This window comes from Methylibium sp. (assembly GCF_031393925.1).
Taxonomy (GTDB): domain Bacteria; phylum Pseudomonadota; class Gammaproteobacteria; order Burkholderiales; family Burkholderiaceae_C; genus Methylibium.
Window position 1 is genome coordinate 1 of record NZ_JANMWL010000172.1, and the last position, 13,387, is coordinate 13,387.

A 13,387-nucleotide genomic window follows, 5' to 3' on the forward strand; every position below is an offset into this window, starting at 1 on the left:
GCCTTGCCCACATGTCCACCGGCCCCGACTACCAACGACCATTGTGGGTGTTGGATTCCACACGAAACGACGAGGGGCCAAGGGTGTTCATTCTTCGCGGGAGGTCAATCGAGCGCATCGGCTGTCGTGCCTGGATCGAGGCATCCCAGAGGCCCAAGATCATGGCCGTGCTCGGGATGGGGCGCGCGGCTGTGTGGCGTACCCGCGGGGCGTATCTGCAAGGGGGCGTCGATTTGGCGGTATTCGACGTGGCGCGGTCGGGCCGACCTCGCCAGTACGACACCGACGCCGAGGCGCGGGTGACGGCGCTGGCCTGTTCGGCTCCACCTGAGGGTCGGCAGCGCTGGACGCTGGTCGAACTGAACGGGTTGCTCGCCAAGAGCCGGGGCTGGGCGGCGTGAGTCGGGAGACCGTGCGACGCATGCTCAAAAAAACGACTTCAAGCCGCGGCGCAAGCTGATGCGGTGCATCGGGATGCTGACTGAGGAGTACCGGCACCGCATGTACGCCTTGCTCGAGCTGTACGCACGGCCGCTGTCGCGCGCGCAGCCGGTGATCTGCATCGACGAGAAAAGCCTGCAACTTATCGGCCACAGCCGCAAGCCGCTGCCCATGACCGAGCGTGCCCCAGCCAAGCAAGACTACGTGCTGTTCGACGCGCACACCCGCAGCTTCGCGGCGCTGGGCGGCATCCCGCGCCGCGGCATCTACGACAACATGAAGACCGCGGTCGACAAGGTCAAGAAGGGCAAGGGCCGAGTCGTCAACGCCCGCTTCGCCGTGATGTGCGCGCACTACCTGTTCGATGCCGACTTCCGCAACGTCGCCAGTGGTTGGGAGAAGGGAGCCGTCGAGAAGAACGTGCAGGACTGCAACGTAAGTCGGAGCGTTGATGTCCATGGTGCCGGAGCGCTCGTTATCAGGCGCGAGATGCCTTCCGAGTGTCGCTGCTTCCAATTGGTTGGGCCGCGGCGATTGCTGTAGGCGCACCAACGCCGAGCGCGGCAAGCTGATCTGACAGCGTCCGCACCGGCAAACCTGCATGTCTTGCGTGCTGAAGAATCTTGCGCAGCATTGCATCGTGTTCGGCCGTGTGGCCCGCCGCGCCCGGGTGCAGCATCAATATGGGCCAAGCTTGGCCCTTTGCGGCGCTCTCGACTACATTGAAAAACCACTCCTGCGTGTGGGACGAGCGTCCCGTGTAGGCGCCGAATGCGATCCGCCTCAGGGCGTAGCGGTTGGTCACGCGCTCGTTCAGGCCGGACCATGGCACGCAGGCTGAGCTGCACAGCGGTGCGAGCAAGCGACGGGCCGAACGCGTGCTCGTGCCCCAGCGGTAGACGAGGTTGGAAACCACAAGCCCCTCGCTACGTAGTCGGTTCAAGCCGGCTTCGATATCGCTTCGTAGCACTTCGGCGTCGTGAAAGATGTCGAAGGCGACGCTCTTGCGGCCGTGGAAGGCAATTTCGTGTCCGGCTTGCTGCAGCTCGCGCAAGTGTGAATAACTCAAGAAACCGGGGCGTCCGATGAAGTCGTCAGCCACGGCAAAGCAGCCCGCGACGCCCGAACGGCCCAGCAACTCTGCGAACCGGAGATTGCAGTCTTCTCCATCGTCGGATACCACGGTCAGCGCGCCGCGTGTGACGTCGAGCCGCTCGAAATCGCGCAGTCCGAACGCCTGGTGCTGCGCGCGGGCCGCCCAATGCTTGATTCGGATCATCATGATTGCTCCGCGCTCACTCGTTGTAGTCGTAAGCTTGGAAGCCCGCCAGCTTTCTTTAGTAGGCTGTCGCTGTGCGCTGCCGCGTAGTCGCTGTTGACCATCTCCGCCACCAGTTCCGCCAGTGTGGTCTTCGGCTCCGAGCCGAGCTTCTGTTTGGCCTTGCTCGGGTCTCCCAGAAGAGTCTCCACTTCCGTGCGCCGGTAGTAGCGCGGGTCGACCTTGAGTCTTCTCTTGTCGCCGGTAACCTTGGTGACGACCGTCGTCTCCCGCTCGCCCTTGCCATCGAACTTAAGTTCTATGCCGAGCACGAACTGGCGCACGCTGTACTGGCGCCCGGTGACGATGACGAAGTCTTCCGGCTCCGATTGCTGCAGCATCAGCCACTGCATCTCCACGTAGTCGCGTGCACAGCCACGGTCACGCAGTGCGGCGAGGTTGCCCAGCGACAGGCACTCCTGGAGGCCCAGCGCGATGCGAGCGATAGCACGCATGATTTTGCGCGTGACGAAGGTTTCACCTCGAATCGGGCTCTCGTGATTGAACAAGATGCCGTTGCAGGCGTACAGACCGTAGGCCTCACGGTAGTTCACGCTGATCCAATATGCGTACAGCTTGGCCACCGCGTATGGGCTGCGGGGGTAGGAACGGCGTTGTCTCCTTCTGTCGGATCTCCTGCACCAGCCCATAGAGTTCGGAGGTGCTGGTCTGATAGAAGCGTGTCTTTTCTTCTCCAGACCCAGGATGCGGATCGCCTCCAGCAGCCGCAGCGCTCCAACGCCATCCGCATTGGCGGTGTATTCGGGCTCCTCGAAGCTGACCGCCACATGGCTCTGCGCTGCCAGGTTGTAGATGTCGTCGGGCTGCACCTGCTGAATGACGCGGACCAAGTTGGTGGATCCTTCAGGTCGCCGTAGTGCAACACCAAACGTTGATCGTCGACGTGCGGGTCCTGATACCGGTGATCGATGCGATCGGTATTGAACAACGAACTGCGCCGCTTGATGCCATGTACGTCGTCGTACGGCGTAGCCTTTGTCGAGAACAATTCGGCGAGGTGGGCACCATCCTGACCCGTGATGTCGGTGATGAGAGCAGTCTCCTTCATGGGTTCAAGCCGGTGTCACTGCAGCTTGAGCTGAGCCGAGCAACTTGCCTGATTGACGCTGTAGGGGTAAGAAACCGACGACGACGAACTGCGCTGCTGCCTTGCCAGGTCGCACCCCAGGAGCCAAACGCGAGTCGGCTCGTAGCGCGCGCCGATCGACAGCTCCGCGGTGCGGTCCGAACCCGCGTCCGTGGAAGATCCGCCCGTCGTCAAGGCGAAGGTGTTGACCAGCTTGCGGCGAGCGTAGCGCGCATTCGACTCGAGCTTGATCTTCGCCGTGGCTTCGTACAAAACCCGCAACTGCAGCGCACTGGACAGCCTGCTGTTGTTGCCGATCGCATTGGCATTGGCATTCGCGTTGGCATTGCCGCCAGTGTTGGCCGCCGCGGCCCCGCCAAATCGGTTGAAGCTCGATTCCGCGCCGGTGTCGCGAATCAAGGCCGTCGTGAAAGCGAGCTTGCCGGTCGGCTTGTAGTCCCAGGTCAATGCACCGGTCGCGCCCGAGAGGTCGCGCGATGCAAGGGCTTCGTGGGTCTCTCTCGTGAAGCTCAACCGTGCACTGACTGTGCTCAGACCGGTGGGTACCCAGACGGAGGTGAGATCCAGATCTTTGCGGTCGAAGTCGTCGCGTTGAAGCACGCCCGGGTTAGCCTGCACCGCAAACGGATACTTGCCTTTGGTGTACCGCAGTGCGGCGCCGAGCGTGAGCAGTCCGCTGGGCCGATACAGCAATCCGAGACTGCCGGCGTTTTGCTCAAACTCCTGGAAGGCGAACTCGGCCGCGGAGTAGTCCAGTTGCCGATGGGTTAGCGAACCTTCAAGTGCAAAGGTCGACACCAAGCCCAATCGCGCGCGCGCCAGCAACTCCCGATTCTTCTCGAGGTTCCTCTTGGTGATTTGCGGGCCATCGTCGGCGCCATAGCGGGCCAAAGTCCTGTTCTCCGAGTAGCTCAAGGTGCCGGACAAGCGCTCGATCGTCTCCCAATCCAGCCCGACTGCCAGACCATAGCCCGTGTTGTTCAGCTGCGTGATGTCCTGATAGATGTTGCGCTTCACGTTGGCGTCCACATAGAAACGCTGACGCCCGAACGGCTGGTTGATACCCCCGAGCAAGCCGGTGGTCGAATAGACGTCCGAGGTGGCGGGCTGGTTGTCGGGGGAACGGAAGAGGTTCGAGTCCCGGGAGAATGCCTGCGAGACGCCGATGTAATACGGATTCGGCTCAGCGAGCGCCGAAGAAACCGGCGTCAGGCAGATCAGCATCAGGGCGGCGACGGCGATCGACGTGAACTGCAGTTTGTTTTTCATGTCTGTCTCTCCGTGGATTTAAGGGGCTGCCTGGGCCGGACATCAGTACGCATGTCGATCAAAGATTATCAGCCTGACGGTTCGCGCAATGATCTGCAAGTCCAGCCCCAGTGACCAGTTGCGCAGGTACTCCAAATCGTACTCGACGCGCGCGCGCATCTTCTCGATCGTATCGGTTTCACCACGAAGGCCGTTCACCTGCGCCCAGCCGGTGATTCCCGGCTTGACCTTGTGACGCACCATGTAAGCCTTGATGAGTTCGCGGTATAGCGTGTTGTGCGCGACGGCATGCGGCCGCGGCCCGACGATGCTCATGCGCCCCTGCAGCACGTTGAAGAACTGCGGCAACTCGTCGAGCGAACTGCGTCGCAGGAAGGTGCCGAAACGCGTCACGCGCGGGTCGCTGCGCGTGGCTTGCGTCACGGTGGCGCCATTGTCCTGGGTCGTCATCGAGCGGAACTTGTAAACCGTGATCTCCTCGCCGTCCAGCCCGTTGCGGCGCTGCTTGAACAAGGCCGGCCCGGGCGAACTGAGTTTCACGCCGATGGTGATGAGCAGCAGCAGCGGCAAGATCAGCACAAGAATCAGGCTCGCCAGCACGATGTCGGAGGCCCGCTTCACGAGCCCGTTGGTGCCGGTGAATGGCGTGTCGCAGATGCCGACGACCGGTACGCCGTTCATGTCCTGCAGGCGGCCCTGAATGATGCTTATGCCGAACACGTCGGGCACGAAGTACAGCGACGCCGTCGTGCCCTGCAGCGACTCCAGCAGTTGCACGATGCGCGGCTGCAGGCCCAGCGGCAGGGTGATGTAGACCTCGCGGATGCCCTTGCTCATCACATACGGCGCCACGTCGGCCAGCGCGCCCAGGCGAAGCGCGGTGGTTTCGGGCGCGACGCGCTCGTCGGTTCTGTCGTCGAAGTAGCCGGCGATGTCGACCAATACCTCGGCGCGCCGGCTGAGCGCGCTCGCCACTTTCAGTCCCAGCGGCCCGGCGCCGACGATCACCGCCGAACTGCGGTTTTGCGGCAGGCGCGCCCGGCGCAGGATCACCGTTCGCCCTACCATGACAGCGAGCCACTGCAGCACAGGCGTCGCGACGGCCCACACCAGCAGCACGTCGGGCTCGAAGAAGCCGAAGCTGCGCGTTGCATAGGCGCACAGCAAGAGGATCAGCAGCAGGCTCGACCATGACAGCCCGATGTCGACCGCTGCGGTCAGCCCACTGTCGCGAAAGCGGTTGCGCCCGGGAAAGCTCAGCGCAAAGACCAGCAGGCACAGCGTCAAGGTCGAACGCAAGATCGGCTCGTCGAACCACCGCGTCACCGCGATCAAGCACGTCACCGTCAGGGACGGCTCCAGCAGCGCCGCAATGAAGGACGTGACGGACTGCGGCGCGCTGTAGAACGTTCTCTTGTAGGTGCGGTCTTCGAACATGCGAAAGCTAAAAACTCGAGGGTCGCGGCGGGCCCGTGAAGCGGTAGGCCCCCCGGGCACTTGCCGCTTCCACCGTCGGGTGTGATTGTGACCACAATGCCCCGCGTCCCAGCCCCCTCGCGCAGGGGTGCCGCGCGGGCGCCACACTGCCATTCGCGGTCAGGGGCCGAGGGCCGCCGCCTACAATTACGGCGTGCCCGACGAGCCCATGACCTTGCTTTTTAACGCCGCGCTGGGGCGTGGGCTGCTGCTGCTCAACCACTTGCTCATGTCCGAACCTGCGGCGTGCGCACGCCTTTTGCCGCATGCCGGCAAATGCCTGTACGTGACGTGGCAGGTGGCGCCCGGCCCGTGGCCGCGGCCACGTGACTTGGCGGTGCTCGTCACGCCTGCCGGCCTGTTCGAGCGCGCGCCACAGACCGGCGAGCCGGTAGCCGATCTGCGCGTCGGGATTGAATTGCCAGCACCGCATCTGCTGGCGTTGCGTTGGCTGGGCGGTCAGCGGCCGAGCGTCACCATCGATGGCGATGCTAGCCTCGCCACCGATATCGGCTGGCTGGCCGACAACCTGCGCTGGGACATGGAGCACGACCTGGCACGGCTGGTCGGCGACGCCGTGGCGTATCGGTTGGCCGGCGTCGCACGCGCTGTGCGTGAAGCGCTGCGCCCACCCGCCGCGCGCGTCGCAGGCTGGGCCGCTGCGGGTGACGCCGGCCCGGCGGCCGCGCAATGAGGCATCTGCTGCGGCTGGGCTTTATCGCGTTCACGGTCCTGCGCTTCGGTCTGGACGAACTCGCGCTCTCGAGCTTCAAGCACCGCTGGCTGCGAGCGCTGGCGCGGGTGGTGGCGATCGGGCGACGGCTCGACGCACCGCGTGGTGAGCGCCTGCGCTTGGCGCTGGAGCGACTCGGGCCGATCTTCGTCAAGTTCGGGCAGGTGCTCTCCACGCGCCGCGACCTGCTGCCGCTCGACGTAGCCGACGAGCTGGCCAAGCTCCAGGACCGGGTACCGCCGTTTCCCGCGTCACAGGCGGCAGCGCTAGTCGAGCAGGCTTTCGGGCGGCCCCTGCTGGCCGTATTTGCCAGCTTCGAGCGCGAGCCGGTGGCCAGCGCCTCGATCGCGCAAGTTCATTTCGCGGTGCTTCAAGACGGCCGTGAGGTCGCGGTCAAGGTGCTGCGCCCGGGCATGCTCGTGGCCATCGAGAACGATCTCATTTTGCTGCGCAAGCTGGCGGCGTGGGTCGAGCGCGGCTCGCTCGATGGCAAGCGTTTGAAGCCGCGCGAAGTGGTGGCCGAGTTCGACAAGTACCTGCACGACGAGCTTGACCTCGTGCGCGAGGCAGCCAACGCGGCGCAATTGCGCCGCAACATGGAAGGACTGCGTCTGGTGATGGTGCCGGAAATGATCTGGGATCTGTGTACGCCCGGCGTGATCGTCATGGAGCGGATGAAGGGCGTGCCGATCAGCCACGTGCAGCGGCTGCGCGCGGCCGGCGTTGACATTCCCAAGCTGGCGCGCGATGGCGTCACGATCTTCTTCACGCAGGTGTTCCGCGACGGTTTCTTCCACGCCGACATGCACCCCGGCAATATCCAGGTGAGCCTCGAACCGGCCACGTTCGGGCGCTACATCTCGCTCGATTTCGGCATCATCGGCACGCTCACCGAGAGCGACAAGGACTACCTGGCACAGAACTTCATCGCCTTCTTTCGGCGCGACTACAAGCGCGTGGCCGAACTGCACCTCGAGTCGGGGTGGGTGCCCAAGGGCACGCGGGTCGACGAACTCGAAGGCGCCGTGCGCGCCTGCTGCGAGCCCTATTTCGACCGCCCGCTCAAGGAGATATCGCTCGGCCAGGTGCTGCTGCGGTTGTTCCAGACCTCGCGGCGTTTCAACGTCGAGATCCAGCCGCAGTTGGTGCTGCTGCAAAAGACGCTGCTCAACATCGAGGGCCTGGGCCGTCAGCTCGACCCGGAGCTCGACCTGTGGAGCACCGCCAAGCCCTTTCTCGAGCGCTGGATGAACCAGCAGATCGGCTGGCGCGGGCTGGCGGAGCGGCTGCGCGCCGAGGCGCCGCGCTACGCCAAACTGCTGCCGGAGCTGCCGCGGCTGCTGCACGACGCGCTACAGGCAAGGGTCGACGAGCGCGCCGCGTCGAGCGCGCACGAAGCGCACTGGGCCGCACTGGTGGCAGAGCAGCGACGCACCAACCGCCTACTGCAGGGCATCGTCTTCGCCGGCCTGGGTTTTCTGCTCGGGCTGCTGGCGGCGCAGCTGTGGCAGCAGTGGCGGTTCTGAGCGCAGGGATAATCCCGCCGTTCTGATTTTCCGCCGCCCTGGAGACCGCGCCCATGCTGCTGACCTTGGTCTTCGTCTACCTGCTCATCACCATCGCGATCGGCCTGTGGGCCGGCAGGCGCGTCAAGACCACGGCGGACTTCGCGGTCGCCGGGCGCCATCTGCCGCTGGTGATGATCGTCACCACCACCTTTGCCACCTGGTTCGGCTCCGAGACGGTGCTCGGCATCCCGGCCAAGTTCGTGCAGGGCGGGCTCGGCGGCGTCATCGAAGATCCCTTCGGTGCCGGCAGTTGCCTGATCCTGGTCGGGCTGTTTTTCGCCGCCAAGCTCTACAAAATGTCGCTGCTCACCATCAGCGACTACTACCGCGAGCGCTACGGCAAGAGCGTCGAGATCATCTGCTCGCTCATCATCATCCTGAGCTACCTCGGGTGGGTGTCGGCCCAGGTCACGGCGCTCGGGCTCGTGTTCAACCTGCTCTCGGACGGCGCCATCAGCGTTGCGCTGGGCATGGTGATCGGCACCGCTTCGATCCTCGCCTACACGCTGTTCGGCGGCATGTGGTCGGTGGCGGTGACCGACTTCATCCAGATGATCATCCTGGTGGTGGGGCTGACGGTGATCGCCGTGTTCGCGGCCGACCTGGCGGGCGGCGCCGACAAGGTGATTGCGCTGGCCGTCAGCAAGGACCTGTTCAAGTTTCTGCCGGAGCCGAGCTTCACGGAGATTGCCTTCTTCATTGGCGCGGCCATCACCATCATGTTCGGCTCGATCCCGCAGCAGGACGTGTTCCAGCGCGTGATGTCGGCCAACAGCGTGCAGGCGGCGACCAAGGGCCCGGTGATCGGCGGCCTGGCCTACATCGCCTTCGCCTTCGTGCCGATGTTCCTCGTGACCAGCGCGCTGATCATCATGCCGGAGCAGGCCGCCACCTTGATCAAGGAAGATCCGCAAAAGGTGCTGCCTACCCTGGTGCTCGAGAAGATGCCGTTCGTGATGCAGGTGCTGTTCTTCGGCGCGCTGCTCTCGGCGCTCAAGTCCACCGCGTCGGCCACCTTGTTGGCGCCCTCGGTCACCTTCGTCGAGAACATCTGGCGCCAGTTCGTGCCGCGCAGCGGCGACCGGCGCGAACTGCTCACGATGCGCATCGCGGTGCTGGTGTTCGCCATCTTCGTGTGCATCTACGCGATCGCCTCGCAGGGCACGCCGATCTACGACATGGTTTCCGGCGCCTACCAGGTCACGCTCGTCGGTGCCTTCATTCCACTGGTGTTCGGCTTGTACTGGAAGCGCGCGACCACGCAGGGTGCATTGGTCTCGATCGTGCTCGGGATCCTCACCTGGCTGGCGTTCATGGCAACGCCGGCCGGTACGGCCTTTCCGGGCCAGCTCGCCGGCGTACTGGCCGCGGCCGCGGGCATGCTGATCGGCTCGCTCGGTCCGCAGGCGCTCGAGAACCGTCACGGCGCACATCATCGCGTGGTCGGGCTCGGCACGTGACGCGCCCGGGTCTGGCCAGCGCCATCGGCCGTAGCCGGTCCCTTACAATTCCGCTTTTGAAATCAAGGGCTTGGCCATGCCGATCTACGCCTATCGCTGCGCCTCCTGCGGCCATGCGCGAGACGTACTGCAGAAGATGTCCGATGCGGTGCTCGTTACCTGCCCGGTCTGCAACGCTGACAGCTTCCAGAAGCAATTGACCGCCGCCGGCTTCCAACTCAAGGGCTCGGGTTGGTATGCCACCGATTTCCGCAACGGCCAGACCGCTGCCGCCAAGAGCGACGCTGACGCTGGCAAGAGTGGCGACGTCGACGCGGGCCAGGGCAAGGGCAGCGACGCAACGGCCCCGGCGGCTGGCGCGGCCGCCAAGCCCGACGCTGCCGCCCCCCCCGCGGCAGCAACGCCCGCGGTCAGCGGCGCAGCCCCTGCCGCGGCCGGCGGGAGCGGCACATCGTGCGCGCCCTGAGGCGCTCGCGCGGATCACGCGAGTGAAAAAATACTTGATTGCCGGCCTCTTGGTCTGGCTGCCGCTGGCCATCACCATCTGGGTGCTTCACTCGGTGCTGGGTCTGCTCGATGGCGTATTCGCCTGGCTGCTGAGCGGCTCGCAGGCAGTGCTGCCGAACGCGGCACACTCGCCGCTGGAGATGCTCAAACGCGTGCCGGGCCTCGGCGTGATCGTGATGGTGCTGGCCTTGCTGGTGACCGGCATGTTCGCCACCAACATCGTCGGGCAGTGGTGGCTGGCGCAGGGCAGCCGCATGCTCAGTCGCATCCCGATCGTCAAGTCGATCTACAGCTCGGTCAAACAGGTCTCGGACACGCTGTTCTCGAGCAGCGGCAATGCGTTCCGGGAAGCGGTCATGGTGCAGTACCCGCGCGCGGGCTCGTGGACCATCGCCTTCGTGACCGGCAGGCCCGGCGGCGAGGCGGCGGAGCATCTGCACGGCGACTACCTGAGCCTGTACGTGCCGACGACGCCCAACCCGACCTCGGGCTTCTTCCTGATGGTGCCGCGCGCCGATGTGATCGCGTTGACCATGAGCGTGGACGAAGCGCTCAAATACATCATCTCGATGGGCGTGGTGGCGCCGCCGATCCATGCGCCCTCGGCGGTCATCACGGCGCCGCCCAATCTGGCGGGTTGAGCGCCCGGCAGGCGTTCAGCCCCGAGGGCTTGCAAGACAGCTCATCCGCGCCCGGCCCCCTTGCGCCGCCGCCTTGGCGGCCCCGAAGAACACCCTGCTTTCCCGGAGCATTTTTCATGCGAACCAGCTACTGCGGCCTCGTCAGCGACGCGCTGATGGGGCAAACCGTCACCCTCATGGGCTGGGCCCACCGCCGCCGCGACCACGGCGGCGTGATCTTCATCGACCTGCGCGACCGTGAAGGCCTGGTGCAGATCGTCTGCGACCCCGACCGCGCCGAGATGTTCAAGGCCGCCGAAGGCGTGAGGAACGAGTTCTGCCTGAAGATCGTGGGCAAGGTGCGCGCGCGCCCGGCCGGCACCGACAACGCCAACCTGGTGAGCGGCAAGATCGAAGTGCTGTGCCATGAACTCGAGGTCTTGAACCCGAGCGTCACGCCGCCGTTCCAGCTTGATGACGACAACCTCTCCGAGACCACGCGCCTGACGCATCGCGTGCTCGACCTGCGCCGCCCGGCGATGCAGAAGAACCTGATCCTGCGCTACCGCGTCGCGATGGAGGTGCGCAAGTTTCTCGACGCCAACGGTTTCATCGACATCGAGACGCCGATGCTCACCAAGAGCACGCCCGAGGGTGCGCGCGACTACCTGGTACCGAGCCGCGTCAACGAAGGCATGTTCTTCGCCCTGCCGCAGTCGCCGCAGCTGTTCAAGCAGCTGCTGATGGTGTCGGGGTTTGATCGCTACTACCAGATCACCAAGTGCTTTCGCGACGAGGACCTGCGCTCGGACCGCCAGCCCGAGTTCACGCAGATCGACATCGAGACCAGCTTCCTCGGCGAGGAAGAGATCCGCGACATGTTCGAGGGCATGATCCGCACGGTGTTTCGCACCGCGATGAATGTCGAGCTTCCCGTCTATCCGGTGATGAAGTACGCCGAGGCAATGCACCGCTATGGCTCCGACAAGCCCGACCTCAGGGTCAAACTTGAATTCACCGAGCTCACCGACGTGATGAAGGACGTCGATTTCAAAGTGTTCTCGGCGCCGGCGCAAAGCGCGGCCGGCCGTGTGGCGGCACTCTGCGTGCCCGGGGGCGGCGAGATGAGCCGCGGCGAGATCGATGGCTACACCGAGTTCGTCAAGATCTACGGCGCCAGGGGCCTGGCCTGGATCAAGGTCAACGACGCGGGCAAGGGCCGCGAAGGCCTGCAGAGTCCGATCGTGAAGAACCTGCACGACGCGGCCATTGCCGAGATCATCGCGCGCACCGGTGCGCGCAACGGTGACCTCGTCTTCTTCGGCGCCGACAAGGCCAAGGTCGTCAACGACGCGCTCGGAGCCCTGCGCGTGAAGCTCGGCCACAGCGAGTTCGGCCGCAGCCACGGGCTGTTCGAGGACAAGTGGGCGCCGCTGTGGGTGGTCGACTTCCCGATGTTCGAGCACGACGAGGAGGGCGACCGCTGGGCGGCCGTGCATCACCCGTTCACGGCACCCAAGGACGGGCACGAGGACCTGATGGACACCGACCCTGGCAAGTGCATCGCCAAGGCCTACGACATGGTGCTCAACGGCTGGGAACTCGGCGGCGGCTCGGTACGCATCCACCGCGCCGAGGTGCAGAGCAAGGTGTTCTCGGCGCTCAAGATCAGCCCTGAGGAGGCGCAGGCCAAGTTCGGCTTCCTGCTCGACGCGCTGCAATACGGCGCGCCGCCGCACGGCGGCTTGGCCTTTGGCCTGGACCGGCTCATTACGCTCATGGCCAAGGCCGATAGCATCCGCGACGTGATTGCCTTTCCGAAGACGCAGCGCGCGCAGTGCCTGCTGACGCATGCGCCGAGTTCGGTGGACGAGAAACAGCTTCGCGAACTGCACATCCGGTTGAGGAATCCGCAGGCGGCGGGCTGAGTGGCGGCAAATGCCAGAGCGGAAGTCTCGGTCGCAGTTGAAAACCTGCGCGGTCGCTTCGTCGGCCTGCTCGACACCCTCGATGCGGTCAACAGCGACGTCTGAAGCGTCCATGAGCGAGCGCTCACCGAAGATTCCCGAGTCCGTGCTGGTCGTGATCCACACGCCAGCATTGGACGTTCTCCTCATCGAGCGGGCCGACGCGCCAGGTTTCTGGCAGAGCGTCACCGGGTCGAAGGACGACGCCTTCGAACCGCTGATGCAAACCTGCCTGCGCGAGGTCGCCGAGGAGACGGGCATCGTCATCGGCTCGCCCGCCGTGCCGATTGCTGCGCTGCGCGACTGGCAACTCGCCAACGTCTACGAAATTTACCCGCGTTGGCGCCACCGCTATGCGAGCGGCGTCACGCACAACACCGAGCATGTGTTCGGCCTTGCCGTGCCGCGCGACATTACCTTGCGCTTGAACCCGCGCGAGCATGTGCAGCATGCCTGGCTGCCCTGGCGCGAGGCGGCCGACCGCTGCTTCTCGCCGTCCAACGCCGAGGCGGTGCTGCAATTGCCCCGCTTTGCCTAATGAACCCACTTCAATCGTCCAATCTTCCACCGGCATCGACGCTCGAGGGCCGCCTTCGCGTGGCCACCTACAACATCCACAAGGGTGTGCGCGGCCTGGGCCCGACCAAGCGCCTGGAGATCCACAACCTCGGTCTGGCCATCGAAGCGCTCGACGCCGACCTGGTGTGCCTGCAGGAAGTGCGGCATTTTCATCGGGGCGACGCGCGGCGTTTCGAGCGCACCTCATTCGGCTGGCCGGCCCAAAGCCAGGCCGAATTCCTGGCACCCGAAGGCTACGACGTCGCCTACCGCACCAACGCCACCACGCGCGAGGGCGAGCACGGCAACGCGCTGCTGTCGCGCTGGCCGATCGGTGACATCGGCCACCACGACGTGAGCGA

At 65.0% G+C, this 13,387-nt stretch carries 12 protein-coding genes and 2 pseudogenes; 10 read left to right on the forward strand and 4 right to left on the reverse strand.

Translation table 11 applies throughout. The features are described from left to right. Together RMO12_RS09475 and RMO12_RS09480 are read left to right on the forward strand one after the other, a co-directional pair. Nucleotides 1–401, forward strand: a 401-nt coding sequence (locus RMO12_RS09475) for a helix-turn-helix domain-containing protein (RefSeq protein WP_309639104.1), incomplete at its 5' end; no start/stop codon positions are given. 244 nt (nucleotides 402–645) lie between these two features. Then, nucleotides 646–870, forward strand: a pseudogene (locus RMO12_RS09480) (IS21 family transposase); the annotation flags it as partial. 49 nt (nucleotides 871–919) lie between these two features. Here the strand turns inward: RMO12_RS09480 and RMO12_RS09485 are convergent. From RMO12_RS09485 to RMO12_RS09505, 4 genes and pseudogenes are all read right to left on the reverse strand, one after another. After that, nucleotides 920–1,723, reverse strand: a complete 804-nt coding sequence (locus RMO12_RS09485) for a hypothetical protein (RefSeq protein ID WP_309639105.1) — start codon at nucleotides 1,721–1,723, stop codon at nucleotides 920–922. Further along, nucleotides 1,720–2,828 (reverse strand): annotated as a pseudogene (gene gmd, locus RMO12_RS09490) (GDP-mannose 4,6-dehydratase). The gene RMO12_RS09485 and the pseudogene gmd overlap by 4 nt, the downstream one beginning before the upstream one ends. Before the next feature lie 15 nt (nucleotides 2,829–2,843). Beyond that, a complete protein-coding gene (locus tag RMO12_RS09500; RefSeq protein WP_309639107.1) occupies nucleotides 2,844–4,136 on the reverse strand; it encodes a hypothetical protein in 1,293 nt (430 codons plus the stop codon). A gap of 42 nt (nucleotides 4,137–4,178) precedes the next feature. Next, on the reverse strand, nucleotides 4,179–5,573 hold the full coding sequence (locus RMO12_RS09505; RefSeq protein WP_309639108.1) for an undecaprenyl-phosphate glucose phosphotransferase: 1,395 nt from the start codon (nucleotides 5,571–5,573) through the stop codon (nucleotides 4,179–4,181). Nucleotides 5,574–5,766: 193 nt separating this feature from the next. Here RMO12_RS09505 and RMO12_RS09510 point away from each other — a divergent pair, with 193 nt between their 5' ends. The 8 genes from RMO12_RS09510 to RMO12_RS09545 all read left to right on the forward strand — a co-directional run. Next, nucleotides 5,767–6,306 carry a hypothetical protein gene (locus tag RMO12_RS09510; protein ID WP_309639109.1) on the forward strand — a complete coding sequence of 180 codons (540 nt, stop codon included), beginning with the start codon at nucleotides 5,767–5,769 and terminating at the stop codon, nucleotides 6,304–6,306. Beyond that, nucleotides 6,303–7,871: a ubiquinone biosynthesis regulatory protein kinase UbiB gene (gene ubiB / locus RMO12_RS09515; protein WP_309639110.1), complete on the forward strand. Its 1,569-nt coding sequence runs from the start codon at nucleotides 6,303–6,305 to the stop codon at nucleotides 7,869–7,871. The genes RMO12_RS09510 and ubiB overlap by 4 nt, the downstream gene beginning before the upstream one ends. Before the next feature lie 53 nt (nucleotides 7,872–7,924). Further along, a complete protein-coding gene (locus RMO12_RS09520) occupies nucleotides 7,925–9,373 on the forward strand; it encodes a sodium:solute symporter family protein (RefSeq protein ID WP_309639111.1) in 1,449 nt (482 codons plus the stop codon). Between the two features lie 76 nt (nucleotides 9,374–9,449). Then, complete coding sequence (locus tag RMO12_RS09525) at nucleotides 9,450–9,839, forward strand: FmdB family zinc ribbon protein (protein ID WP_309626137.1); 390 nt, start codon at nucleotides 9,450–9,452, stop codon at nucleotides 9,837–9,839. A gap of 22 nt (nucleotides 9,840–9,861) precedes the next feature. Next, a complete protein-coding gene (locus RMO12_RS09530) occupies nucleotides 9,862–10,521 on the forward strand; it encodes a DUF502 domain-containing protein (protein ID WP_309626128.1) in 660 nt (219 codons plus the stop codon). Nucleotides 10,522–10,637: 116 nt separating this feature from the next. After that, nucleotides 10,638–12,428 carry an aspartate--tRNA ligase gene (gene aspS / locus RMO12_RS09535; protein WP_309626129.1) on the forward strand — a complete coding sequence of 597 codons (1,791 nt, stop codon included), beginning with the start codon at nucleotides 10,638–10,640 and terminating at the stop codon, nucleotides 12,426–12,428. 112 nt (nucleotides 12,429–12,540) lie between these two features. Further along, the gene (gene nudB, locus RMO12_RS09540) at nucleotides 12,541–13,005 is read left to right on the forward strand and encodes a dihydroneopterin triphosphate diphosphatase (RefSeq protein ID WP_309639112.1); all 465 of its coding nucleotides are present in this window, start codon (nucleotides 12,541–12,543) and stop codon (nucleotides 13,003–13,005) included. After that, on the forward strand, nucleotides 13,005–13,387 hold a 383-nt coding region (locus RMO12_RS09545), incomplete at its 3' end, for an endonuclease/exonuclease/phosphatase family protein (RefSeq protein ID WP_405029654.1). The genes nudB and RMO12_RS09545, both read left to right, overlap by 1 nt.